24 protein-coding genes are annotated in these 23,604 nt (G+C 65.8%); 12 read left to right on the forward strand and 12 right to left on the reverse strand.

Features of this window, described 5'->3' with window-relative positions:
• Positions 1–151: 151 nt before the first annotated feature.
• Positions 152–856, forward strand: a complete 705-nt coding sequence (gene trmD, locus B2Z70_RS05340) for a tRNA (guanosine(37)-N1)-methyltransferase TrmD (protein WP_292981856.1) — start codon at positions 152–154, stop codon at positions 854–856.
• Positions 853–1,251 carry a 50S ribosomal protein L19 gene (gene rplS, locus B2Z70_RS05345; RefSeq protein ID WP_009802278.1) on the forward strand — a complete coding sequence of 133 codons (399 nt, stop codon included), beginning with the start codon at positions 853–855 and terminating at the stop codon, positions 1,249–1,251. Before trmD ends, rplS begins: the two co-directional genes overlap by 4 nt.
• Positions 1,252–1,488: 237 nt before the next feature.
• Here the strand turns inward: rplS and B2Z70_RS05350 are convergent, their stop codons facing one another.
• Positions 1,489–2,514, reverse strand: a complete 1,026-nt coding sequence (locus tag B2Z70_RS05350; RefSeq protein WP_292981858.1) for a glycerophosphodiester phosphodiesterase family protein — start codon at positions 2,512–2,514, stop codon at positions 1,489–1,491.
• A gap of 92 nt (positions 2,515–2,606) precedes the next feature.
• Complete coding sequence (locus B2Z70_RS05355; RefSeq protein ID WP_292981860.1) at positions 2,607–2,816, reverse strand: hypothetical protein; 210 nt, start codon at positions 2,814–2,816, stop codon at positions 2,607–2,609.
• Positions 2,817–2,954: 138 nt separating this feature from the next.
• Here B2Z70_RS05355 and B2Z70_RS05360 point away from each other — a divergent pair, with 138 nt between their 5' ends.
• Together B2Z70_RS05360 and B2Z70_RS05365 are read left to right on the forward strand one after the other, a co-directional pair.
• Positions 2,955–4,931, forward strand: coding sequence for a transglycosylase domain-containing protein (locus tag B2Z70_RS05360; protein ID WP_292981862.1), 1,977 nt, complete (start codon positions 2,955–2,957; stop codon positions 4,929–4,931).
• 94 nt (positions 4,932–5,025) lie between these two features.
• Positions 5,026–6,552 carry an aq_1923 C-terminal domain gene (locus tag B2Z70_RS05365; protein WP_292981864.1) on the forward strand — a complete coding sequence of 509 codons (1,527 nt, stop codon included), beginning with the start codon at positions 5,026–5,028 and terminating at the stop codon, positions 6,550–6,552.
• Positions 6,553–6,555: 3 nt separating this feature from the next.
• Here B2Z70_RS05365 and B2Z70_RS05370 read toward each other — a convergent pair whose 3' ends face one another.
• Positions 6,556–7,830 carry a polyhydroxyalkanoate depolymerase gene (locus B2Z70_RS05370; RefSeq protein WP_009802283.1) on the reverse strand — a complete coding sequence of 425 codons (1,275 nt, stop codon included), beginning with the start codon at positions 7,828–7,830 and terminating at the stop codon, positions 6,556–6,558.
• 51 nt (positions 7,831–7,881) lie between these two features.
• Positions 7,882–8,538, reverse strand: a complete 657-nt coding sequence (locus B2Z70_RS05375) for an SCO family protein (RefSeq protein WP_292981866.1) — start codon at positions 8,536–8,538, stop codon at positions 7,882–7,884.
• 201 nt (positions 8,539–8,739) lie between these two features.
• Here B2Z70_RS05375 and B2Z70_RS05380 point away from each other — a divergent pair, with 201 nt between their 5' ends.
• From B2Z70_RS05380 to B2Z70_RS05395, 4 genes are all read left to right on the forward strand, one after another.
• Positions 8,740–10,098 carry an ActS/PrrB/RegB family redox-sensitive histidine kinase gene (locus B2Z70_RS05380; RefSeq protein ID WP_292981868.1) on the forward strand — a complete coding sequence of 453 codons (1,359 nt, stop codon included), beginning with the start codon at positions 8,740–8,742 and terminating at the stop codon, positions 10,096–10,098.
• A gap of 115 nt (positions 10,099–10,213) precedes the next feature.
• Positions 10,214–10,771 (forward strand): ActR/PrrA/RegA family redox response regulator transcription factor, encoded by a 558-nt coding sequence (locus B2Z70_RS05385; RefSeq protein WP_292981870.1) that lies wholly within the window; start codon positions 10,214–10,216, stop codon positions 10,769–10,771.
• A 66-nt stretch (positions 10,772–10,837) separates the two neighbouring features.
• Positions 10,838–11,842, forward strand: coding sequence for a GlxA family transcriptional regulator (locus B2Z70_RS05390; RefSeq protein WP_009802287.1), 1,005 nt, complete (start codon positions 10,838–10,840; stop codon positions 11,840–11,842).
• Positions 11,839–12,519: a DJ-1/PfpI family protein gene (locus B2Z70_RS05395; RefSeq protein WP_292981873.1), complete on the forward strand. Its 681-nt coding sequence runs from the start codon at positions 11,839–11,841 to the stop codon at positions 12,517–12,519. The genes B2Z70_RS05390 and B2Z70_RS05395 overlap by 4 nt, the downstream gene beginning before the upstream one ends.
• Here B2Z70_RS05395 and B2Z70_RS05400 read toward each other — a convergent pair.
• The 3 genes from B2Z70_RS05400 to mmcB all read right to left on the reverse strand — a co-directional run bounded on the left by B2Z70_RS05400 (position 12,507) and on the right by mmcB (position 15,802).
• Entirely contained in the window at positions 12,507–13,184 is a 678-nt protein-coding gene (locus B2Z70_RS05400) for a hypothetical protein (RefSeq protein ID WP_292981875.1), read from the reverse strand. The genes B2Z70_RS05395 and B2Z70_RS05400 overlap by 13 nt on opposite strands.
• Positions 13,185–13,214: 30 nt before the next feature.
• Complete coding sequence (locus B2Z70_RS05405) at positions 13,215–15,218, reverse strand: DUF3857 domain-containing protein (protein WP_292981877.1); 2,004 nt, start codon at positions 15,216–15,218, stop codon at positions 13,215–13,217.
• Positions 15,219–15,346: 128 nt separating this feature from the next.
• Positions 15,347–15,802, reverse strand: coding sequence for a DNA repair putative endonuclease MmcB (mmcB, locus tag B2Z70_RS05410; RefSeq protein ID WP_292981879.1), 456 nt, complete (start codon positions 15,800–15,802; stop codon positions 15,347–15,349).
• 8 nt (positions 15,803–15,810) lie between these two features.
• Here mmcB and B2Z70_RS05415 point away from each other — a divergent pair, with 8 nt between their 5' ends.
• From B2Z70_RS05415 to B2Z70_RS05430, 4 genes are all read left to right on the forward strand, one after another.
• Positions 15,811–16,302 carry a metallopeptidase family protein gene (locus tag B2Z70_RS05415; RefSeq protein ID WP_292981881.1) on the forward strand — a complete coding sequence of 164 codons (492 nt, stop codon included), beginning with the start codon at positions 15,811–15,813 and terminating at the stop codon, positions 16,300–16,302.
• A gap of 17 nt (positions 16,303–16,319) precedes the next feature.
• The gene (locus B2Z70_RS05420; protein WP_292981883.1) at positions 16,320–17,168 is read left to right on the forward strand and encodes an EamA family transporter; all 849 of its coding nucleotides are present in this window, start codon (positions 16,320–16,322) and stop codon (positions 17,166–17,168) included.
• 71 nt (positions 17,169–17,239) lie between these two features.
• A complete protein-coding gene (locus B2Z70_RS05425) occupies positions 17,240–17,926 on the forward strand; it encodes an inner membrane-spanning protein YciB (RefSeq protein WP_292981885.1) in 687 nt (228 codons plus the stop codon).
• 63 nt (positions 17,927–17,989) lie between these two features.
• Positions 17,990–18,715, forward strand: coding sequence for a DUF1223 domain-containing protein (locus B2Z70_RS05430; RefSeq protein WP_292981887.1), 726 nt, complete (start codon positions 17,990–17,992; stop codon positions 18,713–18,715).
• Here B2Z70_RS05430 and B2Z70_RS05435 read toward each other — a convergent pair.
• The 5 genes from B2Z70_RS05435 to B2Z70_RS05455 form a co-directional block, all read right to left on the reverse strand.
• Complete coding sequence (locus tag B2Z70_RS05435; protein ID WP_292981889.1) at positions 18,712–19,275, reverse strand: DUF1579 family protein; 564 nt, start codon at positions 19,273–19,275, stop codon at positions 18,712–18,714. The two genes, B2Z70_RS05430 and B2Z70_RS05435, sit on opposite strands and share 4 nt — an antisense overlap.
• A 69-nt stretch (positions 19,276–19,344) precedes the next feature.
• Positions 19,345–20,376: a DUF4340 domain-containing protein gene (locus tag B2Z70_RS05440; protein ID WP_292981891.1), complete on the reverse strand. Its 1,032-nt coding sequence runs from the start codon at positions 20,374–20,376 to the stop codon at positions 19,345–19,347.
• Positions 20,373–22,220, reverse strand: a complete 1,848-nt coding sequence (locus B2Z70_RS05445; protein ID WP_292981893.1) for a GldG family protein — start codon at positions 22,218–22,220, stop codon at positions 20,373–20,375. Before B2Z70_RS05445 ends, B2Z70_RS05440 begins: the two co-directional genes overlap by 4 nt.
• The gene (locus B2Z70_RS05450) at positions 22,217–22,957 is read right to left on the reverse strand and encodes an ABC transporter permease (protein ID WP_009802299.1); all 741 of its coding nucleotides are present in this window, start codon (positions 22,955–22,957) and stop codon (positions 22,217–22,219) included. Before B2Z70_RS05450 ends, B2Z70_RS05445 begins: the two co-directional genes overlap by 4 nt.
• Positions 22,954–23,604, reverse strand: a 651-nt coding sequence (locus B2Z70_RS05455) for an ABC transporter ATP-binding protein (RefSeq protein ID WP_292981895.1), incomplete at its 5' end; no start/stop codon positions are given. The genes B2Z70_RS05450 and B2Z70_RS05455, both read right to left, overlap by 4 nt.

The following is a 23,604-nucleotide window of genomic DNA, read 5'->3' on the forward strand; positions in this document are numbered from 1 at the left end:
GCCTGAACGCGCCGGCCGCCCGTCATGGAAGGAACGAGGAGCAGTATGGCTCGACTCTCAGAGGGGGCGGATAAGTTCGCGGCTGCCCCTTGCCGCCGGGACTCCCATCTGTCCTTGCGTCGCAGGCCTTGGCGCCCCATAAGCGCGCGCCATGACGTTTAACGCCTCGGTGCTCACCCTCTATCCGGACGCTTTTCCGGGTCCGCTTGGGGTCTCCTTGCTGGAGACTGCAAGAAAGAACGGACTCTGGGCGCTTGAAACGGTGGACATCCGGTCGTTTTCCCGTCATAAGCACGCCTCCGTTGACGACACGCCGGCTGGCGGCGGCCCAGGAATGGTGCTGCGCCCCGATGTAGCGGCAGCGGCGATCGACAGTTGTCCAAGGGATGGGCGGCCGTTGATCTATCTGACGCCCCGTGGCAAGCCGCTCTCCCAGACCATGGTCCGGGAGTGGGCGGCCGGTCCGGGCGTTATTGTCTTTTGCGGCCGCTTCGAGGGTCTCGACCAACGGGTCATCGAAGCGCGCGGCATGGACGAGGTGAGTGTCGGCGACGCCGTGCTCGCCGGGGGGGAAGCCCCCGCCATGGTCCTCATCGAGGCCTGTGTGCGGCTGATCCCCGGCGTTCTCGGCAAGCTCGAGAGCACCGAAGACGAGAGTTTTGAGGGTGATCTGCTCGAATACCCCCACTACACGCGACCGCGTGAATGGGAAGGGCACGAAATCCCGGACGTTTTGCTGTCAGGCGATCATGGCCGGATCGCCCGGTGGCGTAAGGAACAGGCCGAACACATAACGCGACTGCGCCGACCCGATCTCTGGACGAGATATCAGCGGCGTCAAGGAGAAGAGCCATGAACCTGATCCAACAGCTCGAGCAGGAAGAAGCCGTCCGCGTGCTCGGCGACAAGAAGATCCCGGAATTCTCCCCGGGTGACACGCTGACCGTGAACGTGTGGATCCGCGAAGGCGACCGCCAGCGCGTCCAGCGTTTCGAAGGCGTCTGCATCGCCCGCTCCGGCGGCGGCCTGAACGAGAACTTCACCGTGCGCAAGATCAGCTTCGGCGAAGGCGTCGAGCGCGTCTGGCCGGTCCACAGCCCGCTGATCGAGTCCATCGAGGTCAAGCGCAAGGGTAAAGTGCGCCGCGCCAAGCTGTACTATCTGCGTGACCGCCGCGGTAAGTCCGCGCGTATCGCCGAGCGCACCACCGGTCGCGGCATCGAGCCGCGCGGCAAGAAGAAAGAAGGCTAAGCCCTTCTTCCTTCACTCAGGTGACAAGATAACGCCCGCCGGAGCTTTCCGGCGGGCGCTTTTTGTTGTGGTTTTTAGTTGGACCCTGCGGGCGGCCTTTGGCCTTGCGGCCCTGACGGGCCGATCATCCTCATACTCGCTTACGCTGCGAGCGCGCTTTGCGCTTGCGAGCCCGTTGGGCTCGGTGTCCTGCGCCAACGGGCCGGAGCGTGTGACCCCGACCCCGTTCAGCCCAAGCTACTCGGCGGCCATCTGGTCGCGCACCGCCACGGCGGTGCCGGGGAAATCGGCGAAGACGCCGTCCACGCCCTCGGCATAGAGCGCGCGCAGCTCGTCCTGCACGCTGCCGCCGACCACCGGCTCGCGATCATCGCGCACGGTCCAGACATGGACGGCCAGGCCCAGATCATGCGCCTGCGCCACAAAGCCCGTGCTCTCCCCCTCAGGAGTGAAGAGAAGGGTCTTGTAGGCGCCCACACCGTCGGCAAATTGCGCAATCTCCTCCAGGCTGCGTCCGCCGGCATTCGCGCCCTCGGCGTCGGGCCCGGCGTAGAGCATGGCCAGTCGCACGTCTGACTCTGCGTTCAGGCGCTCAAGGAAGTCCGCATCAAAGGACTGGATGACCACTGGCGCATCGGCGCGGTTGAGATCATGCGCCTCAAGGGACGCAATCAGGGTCGGCAGCGGATCAAGGCCCATGGCCGTCAGCTCGGCGGGATATTTCACTTCCGGCTCAATGGCGATTTCACGGGCGCAGCGCTCTTCTTCCGCCGCCACGAAATCGAGAAACTGGTCAAAGGTCAGCACCGGGAACTGCCCGTTATAGGACTGATCGCGATCCTCCATGGTCTGGCGGGCGGTCAGGGTCGTCAGCTCAGCCGCGGTGAAGGTCGGGATCCACCAGTCCTCCTGCCCCATCATCTCGACCCGGCGGTCTGCGAATTCGGGCCGGTTGGCGATATCGGTCGAATGGGACAGATAGGGGTCATGGCGAACGATCAGAACGCCGTCCGCAGACATCACAAGATCAGGCTCGATCACGTCCGCGCCCAGATCCAGCGCCAGCTGATAGGCGGCCTGACTGTGTTCGGGACGAAGACCGGACGCGCCGCGATGGGCGATCACCAGAGGCGGCTGACCGTCCAGCGTGCGCCATTGCGGGACCGGAGTTTCGGCCTCCCGGGCCTCGCCGGGCGCTTCGGACGGCGAACAGGCGGCGGCCAGAAGCGGCGCAATCAACAGCAAGGACGCGAAACGGGTCATGGTTATCCCCCATACCGGACAAAGGTGTGGGGACGGACTTTACTCATGCCCGCGACAATTCTGAGTGATGTTTTCGTGACGGCGCGGAGCGACTAGCCGCGCACGCCGCGCCCCGTCGGATCAATGGGATCGTCCACCGGGCCCGGACCGCCCGGCTCTGACGGCGCGCAATAGGGCCAGCTGGCCGAATTGGGGCCCTGACCGGTACAGGTGGAGTCGCCCGAAGGAAACGCAGCGCAGCCCGACAGCGCGACAAGCACGATGAGCGGCGCGACGGCGCGGATGAAACGGCGAATGGTCATGACGGCTCCCCTTTGCGGCCTCGCCACCTTCCCCTGCTTGTCAGGCAAGCGCAAGCACAGAGCCATGCTTTTATAGTTCACGCGACCTTAACGACGGTTCCGGCATGAAAGGCGGGTCTATTCACTGCGGACGCCCCGATGACCCGATCTTCGCGCAAATCCCGACGCAAATCCGGCTCCATGCCGGTCTGGCTGCGCGCAATGGTCATCACTGTGATCATCGGCGGCCTTCTGGCCATTGGCGGCGTGGTGCATCTGGCGCGCACCCTGCCCGATCTCAGCGCCATCGAGCCGGCGCCCCATACGGGCGAAGTGGTGCTCCTGGATCGCGAAGGCCGCACCATCGCCCGCCGCGGCCAGTCCACCAGCGCCGTCATCACCGCCGACGCCCTGCCCCAGAACCTTGCGGACGCCGTCATTGCCGTCGAGGACCGGCGCTTTTACAGCCATTTCGGCATTGACCTCATCGGCACAGCCCGGGCGATGATGTCCAATATCCGCGCAGGACGCGTGGTTCAGGGCGGCTCCACGATCACCCAGCAGCTCGCCAAGAACCTGTTCCTGAGCCCCGAGCGCACCTATCGGCGCAAGGCGCAGGAAGTGTTGCTGGCGCTGTGGCTCGAGAACCGGTTCACCAAGGACGAAATCCTCGCCCTCTATCTCAACCGGGTCTATTTCGGCGCCGGCGCCTGGGGGGCCGAAGCCGCCTCGCGGCGCTATTTCTCCAAGCCCGCCGAGGAGCTGAGCATTGGCGAAGCGGCGCTTCTGGCGGGGCTGCTGAAAGCGCCCTCGCGTTACGCCCCCACCAATGACGCCCGCCGCGCCTCGGTCCGCGCCACGGTGGTGCTGGACCTGATGTACGCCACCGGCCGGATCAGCCAGGACGAGCGCATCGCCGCCGCCTCGACCCCGATCCGGGTGTCGCGCGGCAGCTCCAGCCCCGGGGCCGGCTGGTTCGCCGACTGGGTGATGACCCAGGTGCGCGAGATGGCGCCCGGGCATCAGGGCGATCTGATTGTTCGCACCACGCTGGATGTGGACGCCCAGCGCGCCGCGGAATCCGCGCTCAGCCTAGGTCTTGAAACCCCGGATTGGGCTCGCGGCGCCACCGAAGGCGCGCTCATTGCGCTCGACAGCCAGGGCGGGGTGCGCGCCATGGTCGGCGGGCATGACTACGCGCAGGCGCCCTTCAACCGCGCCGTGAACGCGCGACGCCAGCCCGGTTCGGCCTTCAAGCCGTTTGTCTACGCCGCAGCCTTCGAGGGCGGGCTCGGCCCTGATGACGTCTTCATGGATGCGCCGATCGCCTATGGTGACTGGGCGCCGCAGAATTATGGCGACCGCTATGAGGGCGAAATGACGCTGGAACGCGCTTTCGCCCGATCCTCCAACGTCATTGCGGTCCAGGTCGCAGAAGCCACCGGTCGGGGCTGGGTGATGCGCACCGCCCAGCGCCTGGGGATCGAGAGCCCGCTTCAGAACACCCATGCGCTGTCCCTGGGGGCGTATGAAGTCACCCCGCTGGAACTGGGTCAGTCCTATCTGCCCTTCATGAATGGCGGACGCCGCGCCGACGCCTACGCCATCCTCTCAGTGCGCACAGCGGAGGGCGTCATGCTGTTCGAGCATGAACCGGTGCTGGGCGAGCGGGTGCTGGCGGACCGCATCCTGCGCCAGATGGACGGACTGTTTGACGCAGCCGTCAGCTATGGCACGGCGCGCGGCGCCCAGGTGGATGGTCGGCTGGTGCGCGGCAAGACCGGCACGACCAATGACAATCGCGACGCCTGGTTTGCGGGCTGGATGGACGGTCTCGCAGCGGTCGTCTGGATGGGCAATGACGATTACACCGCCACCGATAGCGCCGTCGGCGGCGCAGGACCGGCCCGGGTCTTCTCCGCCTTCATGAGCGCGGCGCCCGTCCCCCCGCGCGGGCTCGACGCCTTGCTGGCGGACGCCCCACGCGAGGATGATCCCATCGCCAACCTGCTGAACCCGCCCGAAGCTCCGTCAGCGCCAGAGACGACAGAGTCGGGCGAGCCTGAAGACGCCCCTCAGGACGAAGAGAGCGATCCCATTGCCGATCTTCTGGGCCGGATCGGCGGCGCGCAATAACGTCCTTTTCGGCCAACGGATGAGCGGACTGTGCTGGGTTTGACGCGCGCCTTGGGATAGGCTTGCGCCCACGCTGCTCTCAGAAGGATCGATCATGGCCGTTCTCTCCCGCCGCGCCCCGCTCGCATTCGCGCTAGCCCTCGGACTGGGCCTTGCCGCCTGTGGCCCGGATGCGGGGGAGTCTGCACGTCAGGACGCGCGCCATGACCGCCCCGTCACTGAGGCTCAGGCCGAAACCGCGCTCGCCGCATTCGGTCTTGAGAGCCCGGGGCGCGCCAGCTGGAGCGAACGCCGTTTCGAGCGGGGCGGCTATGTCTTCACAGATTTCGCCATGGATCTGGAGAACGGCCGGATGCGCGCTGACGCACTGGTGCTGACCGGGCCGCAAATCCGGGACGGCCAGCCTTTCTTCACGGGGCTGGATCTTGAAACCCTGGCGATTGAAGCGCCGAGCGGGGCCATGCGCGCCGCCATGCTAGGCCTGTCCGAGCCAAGCCCCGAGCTCGCGCGCGCCATCGCCGGCGTCCTGCGCGGCGATACGGATCTGGACGACCTATCCGATCTCAAGGATGGATACGGGTTCTCCAGCCTCGAACTGGTCGCGCCGGTGATGCAGATCAATGACGCCCCGGACCTGACCGTCAGCCTGAGCGCGGACAGCGTCCGCCTGTCCGACTTCGCACAGGATGAACGGCTGGGATCAGTCGAATTCGCCAATTACGCCATGGAGGGTGTGGACGAACAGGGCCAGCCGATGGCGATGAGCGTCGCCTTTCTGGAAGCCTCCGGCGTGAAACTGGACGGATTGGAGACCGGCTCTCCTTTCGGCGCGGCGCTGATGTCGCCCGGCGCGGCGCCTTACGAGATGGTCGATCTGCGCGGCATGGAGCTGGAAGCAGGCGGCGTGTTCATCACCCTGCCCGAACTGAGCGCCCGCGTTCAGGAGCGGGCCGGCTCGATCATGAGCTCCAGCCTAGCCCTGCCCGAGCTGCGCATCGCGCCCGCCGCCTCTCATCCCCAGAGCCCCCGCATCCGACAGAGTTTCGAGCTTCTGGGCTATGACGAGATCGTTCTGAGCGCCGCCGGGGAGACCCGCTATGACCCGGCCGAGGACCGGGCCTGGACGGAAGGCGACACCTATATCCGGCTCGAGGACGGGCTGACTCTGACCTTTGATCAGGAACTGACCGGCCTCGCGGCGTCTTCGGCGCTTGCCGAACAGGCCGCAGGCGAGATGGACAAGGACGCGGCGCGCATTCTGGCGCCGCTGATGATCCACCATGTCCGCCTGGAACTCGCCGACCAGTCCCTGATGGATCGCGTCACTGCACAGATGGCCCGCCAATCGGGCGTCAGCGAAGCGCAGGCGCGGGTCCAGCTGGGCGCCATGGCGCGCATGGGGTTGGCCTTCGCAGGCGCGCAGATGCCGGCCGGCGCGTTGCAACAGGCGGCCGGCGCCATTGACGGCTTCATCAATGCAGGCGGGGTTCTGACCATCGAGCTGGACCCGGCGGCGCCGGTTTCAGCCGCCGCCTTCGCCGATTACCCGGCGCCGGACGCCGACACGCTGGGCCTGACCATCACGCATGAACCGGCCGAGGCCGGAAACGACGGCGAATAAGGCCTAGCCGTTTTTCGCTCGCCGGGCGTCGTGCTCGGCCATGAACGCCTTCATCTTCGGTGCGATCTCCTCGCGGAACCGCCGGCCGTTGAAGACGCCGTAATGGCCGACGCCGGGCTGGATATGGTCCAGCCGCAGGTCTTCCGGCAGGCTCGAGCACAGCGTGTGCGCGGCCTGGGTCTGGCCAATGCCTGAAATGTCGTCGTTCTCGCCCTCAACGGTGAGAAGCGCCACATCAGTGATGGTTTCCGGACGCACCAGGCGCCCCTCCACCGTCATCTCGCCCAGCGCCAGCTTGTGCTTCTGGAACACGTCCTCGATGGTCTGCAGGTAGAATTCCTCGGTCAGATCCATCACCGAGAGATACTCGTCATAGAATTCGCGGTGACGGTCCGCACTGTCGCCATCGCCGGACACCATGTGCTGGAAGAAGTTCCAGTGGGCGTCCACATGGCGCTCGAAATTCATGTTGATGAAGCCGGTCAGCTGCAGGAAGCCCGGATAGACCCGGCGCATGGCGCCCGGATACACCGGCGGCACGGTCTGGATCAGATTATCCCGGAACCACTCATAGGGGCGTTCCTCGGCCAGCTTGTTCGGCACGGTCGGCGATTTGCGCGCATCGATGGGCGACCCCATGAAAGTCATGGAGGTGGGGCGTGCGGGATCCTTGTCCTCAGCCATCAGGGCGATGGCGGCCAGGGTCGGCGGGCCGGGCTGACACACCGCGACCACGTGCGGGTTCGAGCCCAGCGCCGTGATCATCTCGCGCACATAGAGCACATAGTCATCAAGATCGAAACGGCCCTCGGCGACCGAAACCTTGCGCGCATCCACCCAGTCGGTGATGTACACTTCATGGTCAGGCAGGAAGGCTTCGACCGTGCCGCGCAGCAGCGTGGCGTGGTGACCGGACATCGGGGCCACGATCAGCACCGGCCGATCCTTGATCTCCGACACCTTCACGCCGCGCGCTTTCGCGAGCGCCTTGCGATCCCGTTTGAAGTGCAGAAGCGAGCAGAAGGGCTTGCTCCACACGGTCTCGATATCGATATCGACCGGCTGGTCATTGACGTGGGTCGGGCTCAGCTCCCAGTCGGGCTTGCCGTAATAGCGCGTCAGGCTCTCGAACAGGTCGGCGGCCGCGGCCGTGGCGCGACCCGCCAGCGTGTCAGAGGCCGGATTGAGCGGGGAGCGCAGCGATCGCCGGGTCATGTTCGCGGCGGCGCGCCAGGGCAGCATGGCGGCCCGGCTCATTTCCAGAAAAGAGTAAAGCATAGCCTGTCTCCTCAGCGCCGGGACGTCCGCAGCACTGTCAGCTCAATTCGATTATGCCGGATTAGTCTCTAGAAACTGTTGAAGGCGTGAGGCGATCTGATCCGGGGTCGCCTGATGCGGAAAGACTTCAACAAAATCGCCATTCCGGCCCATCAGATAGATGAGCGAGGAATGGTCCATGGTGTATTCCGCCAGCGTGCCGTCATCCTCCACACGGGCGTAATAGACACGATAGGCGCGGGCGGCCTCGCGGATCTGCTCCTCACTGCCGGTCAGGCCCAGCAGATTGTCGGGGAAGGCCGGCGACTGCACATAGGCGGCCAGCGCCTCGGGGGTGTCGCGTTCGGGATCCACCGTGATCAGGAGCGGCTGGAATTGTGCGCGCTGTTCAGGCGTCAGACGGTCCAGAGCCGCCGCCATCACCTGAAGCGAGGTCGGGCAGATGTCCGGGCAGTAGGTGAAACCGAAATAGATCAGGGTCGGACGGCCTGCGAAGGTTTCTTCCGTCACCGTCCGGCCCGTATGATCCACCAGTGTGAACGGCCCGCCGATATCGGCCTGGCCGGACATGCGGACTGGAGCCGCCCCGGTGGTGTTCGCGCCTGTCCCGGCGCCCGGCGAGAAGGTCAGGATGGCGACCGCCGCGACGCCTGCGAGAATGGCGGCAATGGCGGGAAACAGCCAGATCGGTCGATTTTTCAAGTCCATGGGTAGTCCTGAGGTTGAGAGCGCGCCGGCGCAGCGCAATCATCCCCTCTGAGGTACGACATTCTTGTGTCAGATGCGAGCCCCGTATATCGCGGTGCAGCATCGCCGGACGCGACCATGCGCGTCATCTCGTCCCGTTGACCGCAAGCGCGGTCATCGCTCAGCTGACCGGTAAAGACGCTCCTCGGGGGAAGCCACACCGTGCGTGACAGCCAAATTGAACCTGACTGGTCAGAGCTTGACGCCGATCCTGACCTGACGCCCGTCTTCGGCCGCGTCCGACTGCGCACGCTGATCCTGCTGCGTTGGCTGGCGGTCGCCGGCCAGACGCTCGCCGTGATCGTGGTGTTCTACGGGCTGGGCTTTGACCTGCCCCTTGGCGCGTGTCTCGCCGTGATCGCCGCAAGCGCCTGGGTCAACGCCTGGCTGACGCTCGCCATGCCGACCCAGCGCTTCGCCAAGGACTGGGAAGCCTTTCTGCAGCTTGCCTATGACGTGATCCAGCTGATGGTTCTACTGGCGTTGACGGGCGGTCTCACCAACCCCTTCTCGGTCATGCTGGTGGGCCCGGTGGTGATCGCGGTCTCCGCCCTGCCCGGGCGCTGGTGGCTGACTCTGGCGGCCATCGCCATCATCGGCTCGATCTCGCTGAGCATCTGGCATCTGCCCCTGCCCTGGGCGGACGGTCAAAGCGTCACCCTGCCCTCAACCTATCGCGCCGGCATCTGGATGGCGCTGGCCATCGCCATCGCCTTCACCGCCATCTATGCCTGGCGCGTCGGGTTCGAGGCGCAACGCATGGGCGCGGCCCTGGCGGCGACACAAAGCGTTCTGGCGCGCGAGCAACGCCTGTCGGCCCTGGGCGCGCTCGCCGCCGCCGCCGCACACGAGCTGGGCACGCCGCTGGCCACCATCCAGCTGACCGCCAAGGAAATGCTGCGCGCCGCCCAGGACGATATCGCGCGAGAGGACGCCGACCTCATCATCTCCCAGGCCCAGCGCTGTCGCGAGATCCTGCAGCGCCTGTCCCAATCGTCGCACAACACCGCGGACAAGATGCATGAACGCATCGGCATCAAGGAGCTGATGGACGAGGCCGCAGCCCCGCTCAAGGGCCTGGACGCCCATATCACGGTCAAGCTGGCCCCGCCGCCCGACCTGCCGGACGCGCCCGTGCTCAAGCGCCAGACCGAGCTGTTGTACGGCCTGGGCAATTTCATCGAGAACGCGGTGGATTTCGCCACCTCAGAAGTCCAGATCACCGGCGCCTGGACCGGCGACAGCCTGACCATCGTGGTCCAGGATGACGGGCCGGGCTTTCCGCCGGACATTCTCGCCAAGCTTGGCGAACCCTATGTCACCACCCGCCGGGGCCAGCCCGGCTATGGCGGCCTGGGCCTGGGCGTCTTCATCGCCGTCACCCTGATTGAACGCATTGGCGGTCGCGTGGACCTGACCAACGCCCCCCAGGGCGGCGCCCGCGTGGTGCTGAACCTGCCCCGTGCGCCGCTGGAGGCGGAACCGCGGAGCGATGTGGGCGCATCAGACCTTTCGCACTAAAATTTTCCGAATTGTCGAGCTGTCTTGCTTTCCATCCGACCTTTGCAGACGAGGGGAGAATGGGGGTAGAGATTAGGCCTGAACAAACCGACCCGGTTAAAGGAGCCTGTCGGCCGTGACCGAACACACTGAACTGGACCTTCCCGAAGACAAGACGCTGCTGCTGGTGGACGATGACGAGCCGTTCCGGAATCGGCTGTCGCGCGCCATGGAGAGCCGCGGCTTTGACGTGATCAGCGCGGTCGGCACGGTCGCCGAGGCCATGGTGATCGCCCGCAAGACGCCCCCCGCCTTCGCCGTGGTGGATTTGCGTCTGGATGACGGGGACGGCCTGGACGTGGTGCGCACCCTGCACGAAAGCCGCGATGACTGCCGCGTCATCATGCTGACCGGGTATGGCAATATCGCGACCGCCGTTGCGGCGGTGAAATCGGGCGCTGTGGACTATCTCGCCAAACCCGCAGACGCCGATGACGTGGTGAAGGCCTTGCTCGCCCAGCCTGACGCGAAACCCGCGCCGCCGGAGAACCCGATGAGCGCGGACCGGGTCCGGTGGGAGCACATCCAGCGCGTCTTCGAGCTCTGCAATCACAATGTGTCCGAGACGGCGCGCCGGCTGAACATGCACCGCCGCACCCTGCAGCGTATTCTCGCCAAGCGCGCCCCGCGCTAGGCAGATTGGCCCGATTTGACCGTTTTGGTCACTTAAGGCCGCGCCGGGTCCGGTCTAGGATGAGGCATGATCGCCTCCATCCCTGTCCGGACCCTGTGCTTCGTCGTCTATCCCGGCTTTGAGCTGCTGGATCTGACCGGCCCCTACGCCGTGCTCTCCAGCGCCGCCCGGCTGGCGCCGCAACTGGGATGGTCGCTCTGCATCGCCGCGCCCGAAGCCGGCCTTGTGACCTCAGGGCACGGGGTCGCCGTGCTGGCCGAACACGCCCTGCAGGAGCTGGAAGCGACCCCGCTTCACAGCCTGATCTGCGTCGGCGGAGACCGTGAACCGGTCGAGACTGTTCTCTCCGATCAGGACTTTCTGGACCGTCTGCGCAGGACAGGCGAGGCCGCCGAGCGCTGCATCTCCATCTGCTCGGGCGCATATCTGCTCGCCGAAGCCGGGCTGGCCCGTCATCATCGCCTCACCACCCACTGGCGAGCCGTGCGGCATCTGTCGGAGCGTTATCCGGACATCAAGGTCGAGCCCGACGCCATCTACATCCAGGACGGAGCCATCTGGAGCTCAGCGGGCGTCACCGCCGGCATGGATCTGGCGCTCGCCCTGGTCGAACAGGAGGCGGGGCGCGCCCTCGCACTCAAGATCGCCCAGAACCTGCTGGTCCAGCGCCTGCGCTCGGGCGGGCAGAGCCAGTATTCCCCGGATCTGGCGGCCCAGGCCCGCCCTGAAAGCCGGCTCGCGCGCCTGTGTGACGCCGTGCGTCGCGAACCGTCCGCGGACTGGTCCATCGAAGCGCTATGCGACCGCTTTCACCTGTCCCGTCGCACCCTGAGCCGTCTGACGCGCACCGAGTTGAACCAGTCGCCCGCCCAGCTTGTGGAGCAATTGCGCGTGGAAGCCGCGCGCGCCCTGCTGGTGGAAACCGATCACGCCATCAGCGTCATTGCCGATATGTGCGGGTTTGGCGGCCTGCAAAGGCTGGATCGCGCCTTCCAGCGACAGCTGGGGGTGGCTCCACGCGACTTCCGCGCCCGCTTCCGCACCCCCTTTCCCCAGGAGACCGCATCATGAGCTTCACCATCGGCTTTCTTCTGTTTGACGATCTGACCCAGCTGGACTTCACCGGTCCCCTGCAGGTGCTGAGCCGGGCGCCCGGCGCCGAGACGGCGCTGATCGCCCGCAAGGACGGACCAGTGCGCACCGATTGCGGCCTCTTCATCCTGCCCACCCATACGCTGGACACGGCGCCTGATCTCGATCTGCTGTGCGTGCCCGGCGGGTTCGGGGTGGACGCGGTGATGCAGGACCCCCTCATGATCGAGTTCGTGCGCCGGCAGGGCGCGAAGGCCCGCTACGTCACCTCGGTCTGCACCGGCGCCTTCATCCTGGGCGCAGCCGGACTTTTGAAGGGCGTCCGCGCCACGACCCACTGGCGCTATCACGCGCATCTGTCCGCCTTCGGCGCCATTCCCGTAAATGAGCGCGTGGTGCATGATGGCCGGGTGATCACGGGAGGCGGGGTCACGGCCGGCATCGATTTCGCCCTGAGCGTGATGCGCGAGATCGCGGGCGACGCCGTCGCCGCCAGCATCCAGCTCGGGCTTGAATATGATCCGGCCCCGCCGCTGGACGCCGGCCATCCCGATCGCGCTTCATCCGACGTGCGCGAGGCTGTGGAGGCGCGCTTCGCCCCGCGCATGGAGGCCTTCGAAGCGCTGGTCGACACGCTCACGGCTCAGGACGGATAGAGCCCCGTCCAGTAGCGCCGCCCCCGGTCCAGCTCATCCAGGCCCGCGGCCAGCGCCTCCAGGAAGACATGGCTCTGAACCAGCCTCACCGGGCCGTCCGCTTCACCTGCCCGGTCCAGGCTGACCTGTTCGGTGACCCCGCGCGCCAGATGATGACGCCAGAGCTGCTTGCGGATCGCCGCGTCGCCCTCGGCCAGACCCTTGTAAAGACGGGCGTAGAGCTTGCCGAGCACGGGGTCCCCGCAGGTGAGGTAAAGCCGCGTCAGGTCCTCGCCCAGCTTGGCGTCCGACATCTGACGCGCCGCATAGCGGCTGGCATTGGTCTTGGTCTCGATCAGGCGCGCCTCGAAACCCGCCTCGCCCATCCTGACGAAAATACCGTCCACGCCCTGCGGCCCGGGCCCCGGCTTGCCATTGATCGGCCGCCAGCCTTCAGCGGCCATCATCACACAACTCAGCGCCTCGCCGAATGCGCCCTGGTCATTGGAGCTGACAAACGCCCGCGGCGTGATCGGACGGAAGGGCGGCAGGACCAGCGGCGTCTCCCCCGTCCCGTCTCCATCCAGCCGGGCGCGCCAGCCCCGCCAGCCCCATCGGCCGGCATATCCGGCGCCTGACGCGACCAGCGCGCTCAAACCCGCGAGCCCGAGCAGCTCCATCACCATCGCGACGGCCTCGCCGAACCCGTCGTCCGCCTAGATCCAGGGCATGTCGGTATAAAGCTCATAGGACACCATTGTGGGGATCACGCCCGCATCTTCCATCAGCTCGGGGGTCACCACCACCCATTTGGTCTTGAAGCTCTGCCGCCAGTCGATCTCGAGCACATTGTCCGCATATCGAACCGTCCGGCTGGCCTGAAAGGCTTCATTGTCCACCTCTCGCGCTCCGGTTTCGAAGGTCCAGACGTGAGACGGGCCGGGCAGATGGACTTCCACAAGGTGCCGCGCGCTCATGGGAAAGGGCAACCGGGATTCCTCGTCGAGCTCGATCAGGTACTGGGCCGCATAGAGCAGGGCATCGGTCGTGAGGACCCGCGTGCGCGCGCCCTCCGCATCCGCCTTGCCGAAAAAGCGGGGCGCGCTGAGCTCGAGCCCGATCCGAAAGGTATTGTCGCGTTCATTGTCACTGACGCTGAGATGATCGACCTCCACACCCTCAAACGCCTGATAGGCCTGTTGGAAGAAGGCCTCGCGATCGGCGTCGGACGCGTCCTCGAAGGCGGCGCGCATAAGGTTCGCATAATCCTCGCGATAGACCAGCTGCACATCAATCACCAGAGCGTCATCCGGACTCTGGGGGAGATGGTAGACCTGACGAATATCGGTCCAGGGATCGCCCGTCTCCCGGTCCGGCATGTCAACGAGTCCCTCCTCGCCGCCATCCAGCACCAGCGCCAGGTCGTAATCGGGTTGCTCACGCTGATCCATCAGGCCGCGCTGAAGGCTCAGCGTCGGGTCCACCCAGTAGTGCTGGCCCTGCCAGGCGATGCGGACGATGACATGGTCAAAGGCTTGCGGCGTGGCTGCAATGTCCGCCAGATCCCGTCCATCCAGACTGTTCACCAGCGCTGCATGGGCCTCGACGCCAAGCGCCTTGAGCAACTGGATCAGCAGGAGGGACTTCGCCTTGCAGTCTCCATTCCGCGTGCGCAACGTCTCCTCCGGGCTGGCCGGGGTATACCCCTGCTCGCCCAGGGAAATCGCGAAATAGCTCACATGATCCTGCACGAACTGGATGGCGCGCACCAGTTGAAGCTCGGGGTCGTCCGTGGAGCTGCGTATGCGGTCCGCCACCTCGCGCACATCCGCCGAAGGGCGGCCGGCGTCATAAAGATCATGCCCCCAGCGTTTGACGGCCATCCAGTCCTCGAACTGGGTGATCAGCCAGCCTGACGTCTGCTGGAAGCGGTTATAGGGGTCAAAGTCGAGATTGGCGGTGACGGCCTGTTCGGGATAGAGGAAGCCCTGATAGCCGTCCGCCTCCTCGATCTCGGGCTGGGCCGCGTCCCCGAGGGTCTGCAGCCGGGCGTCATCGGGCGCGAGCACGCGAATGCGGGCTTTCGGACTGTCCACATAATACTGAACCCCGACGAACTCGCTCACCCGTCCGTTCATGCTGGGATGGCCGCCTGTCACCGACCAGCTCAGATCCAGCGTGTCGCCCGCCTGCACATTCGGGATGCGCACCAGCGCGCGCTCCAGCCCCGTCACCACGCCCTGACCCAGCTGGTCCTCCGCCTGGATCTGGTCGATGAACAGGTCCGCCCCCCGGTCCTGACGCACCCCATTCCGGATCACGGCGAAGTCGTGCAACAGGACACTTTGATAATCGGGGTAAAAATCGATCAACCGGGTTGAAACCGCCTCGGCCGCCTGACGGTTGGCCAGATCCACCACCATACGGATATAGCGCACAGGACGCTCGGCGCGCAGATCGGTCTGCTGGTCGATCAGACGGTAATGCAGGCCAGTCTGGGAGTCCGCGAGCGCCTGACGATCGAACGGAACGGGTTCGAGCGGCTCCACAAACCCCGGCGTCGGACTGAAGACCACCTCTCCCGCAGGGGGCGAGTCCTGGGCGAGCGGGTCTCCGGCCTCGCTGGGCGGCAACTTCAAGAGGCCCGTCGCCGCCAGGCCGGCGACCACCAGCGCCGCCACGATGAACACGATATTGAAATAGCGTACGAAAGCTCGCATCGCCCACCCCCCTCACAGCGATGACGCGACCCCTCGCACCATCATTCCCCGTCACTAGCCTAGAAAGCGAATTTGCAGGCGTCCAGCACGAGAAAGGCGGAAAGAGCGATATTTTTCCTGAAGCTGGCCTAGATGGCGCGAAGCGCGCGCTCGGCGGCGTTGCGGGCGAACTTCAAGGTCAGCGCCTTGCGCCGGGCCGGGGCGAGCTTGGCGACCGGGCTTTCACGCACCACCGCGCCACCAAACCCGTCCGCAATGATGAGGCCGGTCTGTTCGGGCAGGATGTCGGACGGGAAGCGCTCGGAGACCGCGAAATAGAACCGGTCGCACCAGGCGAAATAGTCGGGCCATTTCTCATCGGTCCTGAAATCCTGAACGCCGGACTTCACTTCCACGATCACCATCTCGCCCTTGGGGCCCAGGCCTGCAAGGTCCGCACGGCGGCCGCAGGGCAGGGTGAACTCGGCGATCGCGGTGATCCCCAGATCCATCAGGAGCCGCGCCGCGCCGCGCATGAGGAGGCGCGCATCATCAATCGCGGGATTGCTGGCGCGCGCGGTGGGAAGGGGATCAGTAACAGCCATGCCCCATCATGTTCATTTTATGTTCTCGCGGCAAGCCCCTGCGGGCTCTGGTCTCGGACCCGACGGCGCCCTATCTGTCCATCATGTTCAGAAGTCGAGACATTTCCCGCCTCACCGCGCCCGACGAAGCGCAGTTTCTCGAGATCGCCCAGCAGGCCTGGGACGGGCTGCCCGAACAATTCCGGGCCCTGTGCGGCAATGTGGTGATCCAGACGCCGGACTTTGCCGACGAGGCGACCCTGGCCCATTTCAACATGGACAGCGCCTATCAATTGACCGGGCTCTACCATGGCGTCGATCTGACCCGGAAATCCGTGCTCGATCCGGCGGCGGGGCCTGATTACGTCTTCCTGTACCGCCTGCCGATCCTTCTGGAATGGTGCGAGCGGGGCGATGTGACCCTGTCAGAGATCATCACCCATGTGCTGGTGCACGAGATCGGCCATCATTTCGGCCTGTCGGACGATGACATGCATGTGATCGAGGATCAGGCGGACTGATCTGCTAGAAGCGGGCCATGGAGACGATCCCGCCCCTTGCAGCGCTGGCCGCGCTGATATCCGCCATGGCCCATGCCGGCATGGCGCTGTTCACCAAGCGCGCCGAGGACACGCTCACCTTCCGGGGCGTGTCCATGGTCTTTTCCGCCCTCTGGCTCAGCCCGGTCCTGTTTCTGTTTCCGCTCCCCGGCTGGGAGGTCTGGCGCTTCCTGCTGATGGGCGCCGGGCTGATCTGGGCCTTCAACATGCTCATGATCTCCGCCTTCCGACGCGGATCAATGAATCTGGTCTATCCGGTGATGCGCGGCGCCGCCCCGGCGATCGCGGGCCTGTTCGCCTTCGTCTTTCTGGGCGAACCGCTGAGTCCGCTGGCGATCATCGGCCTGTCGGTCGCCTCCGCCGCCATCATCGCCTTCGCCTGGCCTGAACGGGGCGGCGCCCCCAAGGCCGCAGCGCTCGGCTTCGCCCTGTCCGCTGCAGTCATGACGGCAAGCTATACGGTGAATGACGCGTCTGGCGTGCGCGCCGCCGGATCAGCGCTCATTTACGCCGCCTGGTTCTTCGTGCTGAGCGCGATCACGCTGGTGGGGACCGCCTGGATCCGACGCGGAGATCAGCTCATCCGCGTCGCCCGGTCCGAACTCAGACGCGGCTTCTACGCCTCCTTCTTCAACATCACCACCTATGGCCTCGCGCTCTACGCCTACGCCAACGCACCCGTCGCGCCTATGGCGGCGCTGCGGGAGACTTCGGTGGTGTTCGGAGCCATCGTCGCGGCCGTGATCCTGAAGGAGCCGCTGGGCGTGCGCCGCATCGGTCTGGCGGTGGTGCTGGCGCTCGGGCTGGCTGCAATTCAGCTGGGATAGCCGATCTGACTTTCGCCCGCCTGCGTATTAGGGCATCAAGGATGTTCAATAAGCCAAGCGGACACGAACCCATGTCAGACGCCCAGACCGACACCTCCAAGAGCACCATCGGACAGGGCTCCAAGCTGTTGGTCGATGTCGGTCCGGCGGCGATCTTCATGATCACCTACAATGTCGCCAAGCGACTGGTGGAGGATCAGGCGATCTACTGGGCGACGGGCATCTTCATGCTCGCCACGGCTGCGGCCGTGGTCTACGCCATCGTCACCCAGAAGCGCTTTCCGCCCATGCTGGCGGTGACCTTCGTCATCGTGACGCTGTTCGGCGGCATGACGATCTATCTGCAGGATCCGATCTTCATCTTCATCAAGCCGACGATTATCAATCTGATCTTCTGCTTTGCGATCCTGTTCAGCTTCGCGCTCGGCTTCAATGTCTGGAAGCGCCTGTTCGGATCGATCTATTCCATGCCCGACCATGCCTGGGTGATGCTGGGCATACGCTGGGCGCTGTTCTTCGCCTTCCTCGCTGTTCTGAACGAGGTGATGTGGCGGCATATCATCGACGCCAATGTGCCTGAAACCGCACGCTGGTTCGCCGGGCTGGAGCTGACCGAGGCCTTCTGGGTCAATTTCCGCTTCTTCGGCACCTTCCCGCTCTTCTTCCTGTTCGTGCTCGCCAATGTCCCGATGACGCTGAAATACGCCAAGGCGACCGAGGACGAGAGCAAGGGCGAAGGCGACACGAAGGACGCCTGATTGAAACAGGCCATAACGGCCCTGTGAATTTCAAGCGAGCGGGATATGGGCTAGTAAGCACTTATGCTTACCTGGCTCTCCGTTCTGGCCGTGCTGTTTCAGGCCCATGCCGCCCCGTCTCATGAGACGCAGGCGACGCCCGAGCGGGCTGTGCCCGCCCCGTCTGACAGCGTGCGCGTGGTGGAGTTGTTCACCTCCCAGGGCTGCCCGCTCTGCCCGTCCGCCAATCAGCTTCTGGCCGAATTCGGCGCAGAAGAGAACGTGATCGCGCTGGCCTGGGGCGTGAACTACTGGGACGCCTATGGCTGGACGGACCAGTTCGCCATGCCCGAATTTGTGGATCGTCAGAAAGCCTATGTGGAAGTGGGCGAGGCCATGCGGGTCTACACGCCGCATTTCGTGCTCAATGGCGCACCCGAGCAATTGCGCTTTGATCCTGATCGGATCAGCGCCGCCTTCAACGCCAGCCCCCCCATCCGAGCCGCTCGCATCGAGGAAACCGGGACGGGCGCGCTGACGCTCGCCCTCACAGGCGAACGCGCGACGCCCGCTGAAATCTGGATTGTCCAGTACGAACCCGGCGTTCAGACCCGCCAGATCGAGAGCGGCCGAAACGCCGGTCTGCGCATGACCCATTTCAACATGGTCCGCGCAGTTGAAAAGCTGGCGGACTGGAATGGCGGAGAGGCCTCCTATGTGCTGCCCGATACGGCTGACGGGCTCGACGCCGTGGTGCTGGTTCAGGACGGGCCGGGCGGTCGCCTGCTGTCAGCGGCGAAACTGCCCTAATCCGCCGGCGCGTAGTGCTGATCGAAATAGAGCTGCCAGCTCTCGCCGCGATCCGCGCTCATATAGACCTCGAAGGCATGACCGTCCGAGCCGGTGAAGTCATGCACCAGCTTGAAATGAAGCTGTCCGCCCTCGATGGGATAGGATGTGTCGGCGCGCAGATTGGTCGTCACCAGGCGCCCCTGCGCGTCAAACGCGCCCTCATAGATGTCCAGAAGACCAAAGGCGTCATCCATGACGCTCAGCCGGTAGACCTCGCGATACGGGTCATAGGTGAAGAGCGTGCGCAGCTCGGTCAGGCCCTCTGAGCCGAGATCGATCCGTGCGGTCTCCTCCAGTCCGCGATCATTGAACGCATAACCCGCTTGCGCCATGCCCGGCTCGAGCGCCTGAGCGCCTGACGGGCCCATGATTTGGCCCGTGACGACCCAATCGCCCGCGAGCGGCGCGAGACGCGCCATCGCCTCAAGCTGGCGGGCCGACACATCATCCTGCGCATGTGCGGCCGTTGCGCTCGCCACCATGCAAGCCGCGCCCAGCACGATCGATCTCAAGTCCATGACGTCCTCCCCGCCTGTCCCGAGAGATCAGACTGGCGCAGAGCCGGAAAGGCGCAAAGTGAATTGGGGTTAACGTACCGGCTCGGCCACCTGATCGAGCGCCCGGGTCAGACGCTCATAGGCGTCTTCGCTGACCAGGAAGGCCCAGCCCTCCACCTGGTCATTGAAATGCTCCGCCCGGGGGGCTGCGTCATCGGCGAGTGCGGCGAGTTCGATGGTCGCCCAGCGCTCATCGCCTTCGGCGAAGAACAGCATTTCATAGGCGAGCCCCGAGAAGGTCACCGCCGCATGGCGGGCGACATAGGCGCCCACCAGCTCCTGCTCGGGTTTGACGTCGCGGAAGCGCAATTGCGCGCCCGCCGTGGCCACGCCATTGGCGGCGCCGGCCGTCACAAGACGCCAGCCCGACGGTTCGCGCAATTCGTAATAGCGCTGCGCCTCGCCCGCGCGCATGACCCGCCAGCTCGGCCCGAATTCAGGCTGGATTTCCGCGCGCGCGATGGCCGAGGCGTCATGGGTCCAGAAATCAAGCCCCATCCAGCGGCCCGCATCCCCCAGAGTGTCCGCGCCCGCCACAGGCCCGGACGCCGCATAGGCGCGCACACCGCCCGGACGGCGCACATAGAGGCCGCGCTCGCCGCGCAAGCGCCCGATGATCAGATCGGCCAGCACCTCGCCCGCGGCATTGCTGATCGTCACCCTGACGCCGTCGCCGCCCGTCTCGGGATCGCCCAGGCCCAGACGGTCAAACTTGTCGGCGTCCCGTGTCATGGCCTCGGCGAACTGAAGCCCCTGAAGCAGCGTATCCAGCTCAGCGATGCGTTCGGCGCGGACGGGATAATCCCCCCGGTTCGCCATGACCCATCGACCGTCTCGTTCTTCCATCACGAACGCGCCGTCGGCGGTCTCTATACGGATGCGTGACGCGTTCGCCGCCTGCCCGGACCAGTCCGGAACGACGGGACCGCTGACCTCCGGCGCTTGCCCCAGACGCGCATCGCGCCACACAGCGGTCGCCCCCAGCGCCAGCAGGGCCAGCGCCGCGCCCAGGCTGATCAGCGCCTGCAAACCGCGTCGTTTGTGGGGCGTTTGCCGGCTCATACCCGATGTCTCCTGCGCCAGACCGCAGCCAGCACGCCCAGAACCAGCACCACCAGCGGCGGCAGCCAGAGCGTCCAGAGCAGAAGCCGGTTTTCAAGGGCATCGATCTCGACCCGGAAGCCGCGCTCGATCTCACGCAGACGCTCCCGGGCGTCCAGGATCTGCGCGCGCAGGGCGTCCGCCTCGGCCGCATCCGCACTGCCCGCCCCGCCCAGCGCCGACGCCCGGCCCAGACGGGTGAGCTCCTCCAGACGCCCCTCGGCTTCGCTCAGCTCGGCCTGAAGGCTGTCCTGCAGCGTCAGATAGCGCGCTTCCGCAGCCGTGCGCAGGGCGTCCACGCGCGTCATGGGGCGATCCGAGCGCGAGCGCGAGCGCAAGGTGACCAGCGCCCGATCCCCCGCCAGCCGGTCCACAAGGTTCAGGACGAGCGACAGATTATCCGCCACCACCTGTTCGCCCTGGACCGGGTCGGCGCGCAGATAGAAGGCCGGGTCAAACAGGTCCACATCCGCGAGCACGATCACCTCGCCTGATCCTGTGCTTTCGACCAGATGTTCGGTCCGGATCGGCGCGCCGTCATCCACGGGCGGGCCGTCGGGAAAGGCCGTGCGGAACCGGCCGTCCAGCAATAGCCCCAGGGTCAGGGGCGCATCGGTCGCCGGCTCGAAACCGCGCATCAGTTCTTCGGGCGAGGGGCTCGACGCGGCGATGTCGGCGTCAAGGCGCGCACCCTGGGCGCTGGTGGACAGGAGCGGCGTCGCGTTCAGACCCGTTTCGGGTTCAAAGCCCAGCACGCCCGGCGAGCCCAGATTGACCGCCCGCGACAGGCCCGCAAGGCCGGGCAGGGCCTGATTGAGACCCGCAGGCGGCACGGAAAACCACAGCGGATAGGCGCGCATGCGGGTGCGCCCAGCCTCCACGATCTGGACAGGAAGACCCGTCTCCCCGTCCATGCCGACGGCGTTGCGATCATAGAGCACGCCCCAGCTGGCGAACAGGCGCGGCAGATCGGTCGCCCGCTGCGCGTTCAGCGGCGGCAAACCGTCCGGCCCGGGCTTGAGCGCGAGATGCGCCATCGGGTCCACCGCGACCATCACCCGGCCACGGGCAAGGGTGAACTGGTCGATGAGATAGAGCTGACGCTCGCTCATGACCGGCGGGTGGATCACCAGAAGCGCGTCCGCATCCTCAGGGATGACATCGAAATCGGGCTCCAGCCAGCTCAGCTGATAGGTGGCGCCCAGCTCGTCAATGATCCGGTTGCCGCTGCGTCCGTCCCGGTCCGGCGCGAAGGGCAGGTCGGATACGATGGCCAGATGCGGCGTTCTCGCGCGTTCAAGCTCGGCGATCAGACGCACGATCTCGTATTCCAGCCGCGCTTCGTCCTGCGGATCGAAGAAGGCGATGATGCGCGCCTCGTCCACGGCGTTGCGACCCACCAGACCGAAGAAGATCTGTCCGCCGCCCTCGACCGGGACGGGCTGAAGGCCTGAGGAAATGGCTGCATCCTCTTCGGGAGAGAAGGGCGACGGATCAATTTCTTCGAGGCGCAGCGCGCCGCCCGACCGCGCTGACAGCGTGCGCAGGAGCTCGCGCACCCGGGCGCCATAGGCCCGCAATTCGGGATAGCCCGCCGCTTCGGCGCGCGAATAGTAGAAATCGAGCGTCATCGGCTCATCAAGCCGGCCCAGCACATCACGCGTGCCGTCCGAGAGCTCGTAAAGGCTGCGTTCTGTGAGATCGAGACGGGCGCCGTCCAGAAGAAGGCGCGCGGCCATGTTCAGGCCGGCGAAGCCCAGGATCAGGCTGAGGATCATCACCCACAGGAAACGCGTCCGGTTCATCGACCGCCTCCCCGGCGCGCATCGATCAACGCCATGGCGAGCCCCAGTCCAAGCCCCATCAGGGAGAAGAAATAAATCAGGTCCGCCAGGCTAATGACGCCGCGGCGCAGGCTGTCAAACCGGGCCAGTGCGGACAGATCGGCCAGCGCCTCGGCCACCGCGCCAGGCATGTGTGCGGAAAGGGCGTCGAGCACGAAAGGCGCGCCCGATACGGTCACGAGAAAACACGCGCCCACGCCCAGTACGAAAGCGATCACCTGGTTGGGGGTGGAGGCGGACAGGGCCTGGCCCAGCGCCAGATAGCCGCCCGCCAGCAACAGCGCGCCCAGATAGGCGGTGGCGATGGCGGCGTTGTCCGGATTGCCGAGATAGTTCATCGCGCCCCACATGGGGAAGGTCAGCGCCAACGCCAGCGCGGCGACGCTCAAAGCGGCCAGGAATTTGCCCAGCACCATCTCTGACAGCGCGATCGGACTCGCCAGCAGCACTTCCAGAGTGCCCCGGTCGCGTTCCTCCGCCCAGGCGCGCATGGCGAGCGCAGGCATCAACACCAGCAAGAGCCAAGGCATATAGTCAAAGAGCGGAGCGAGATCGGCGCGACCGGTATCGAACAACCGCCCGACCCGCCAGGCGAAGGCGGGAGCGGCGAAGGCGAACACCGACAGGAAGACATAGGCGAGCGGCGTCTCGAAATACGCCGCCACTTCGCGCCGATAGATGGCGATCAGACCGGTCATGCGCGCGATCCTGGACGGTCGGAGAGGACCGGATCCTCCATGGCGCGGGTCAGGCCGCGGAACGCGCTTTCCAGGCTGCCGCCAAACTGGCGCGCCACATCGGCAGGCGTCCCGTCCACCTTGATCCGACCCTCTGCGATGACCACGGCGCGCGAGCACATGGCGTCCACTTCATCGAGCAGATGAGTGGAGATCAGGATCGCCTTCTTGGGCGCCATCTCGGAGATCAGGGCGCGCACCCCGTCCTTCTGGTTGGGGTCGAGGCCGTCAGTGGGTTCATCCAGGATCAGCACGGGCGGGTCATGGGCGATGGCGGCGGCGAGCGCCGCCCGGCGCTTATAGCCCTTGGACAGGGCGCCAATGGCCTTGTCCGCCATCTTGCCCAGTTGCGCGCGATCGAGCGCCACACGGGTCGCCTCATCGAGATTGGCGCCGGCATAGCCCCGCGCGCGCAAGCCAAAGCGCACAAACCCCCGGGCCGTCATGGAGGGATAGGCGGGGGCGCCTTCGGGCAGATAGCCCAGATGCGATTGCGCGGAGCGGCGATCAATATGGCAATCGAAATCGGCGATCAGAGCGCGGCCGTCATCGGGCTCCAGACACCCCGCCAGCATGCGCATGGTGGTGGATTTGCCCGCGCCATTGGG

The sequence above is a fragment of the Oceanicaulis sp. UBA6590 genome, from assembly GCF_002433705.1.
In the GTDB taxonomy this organism is placed as follows: Bacteria; Pseudomonadota; Alphaproteobacteria; order Caulobacterales; family Maricaulaceae; genus Oceanicaulis.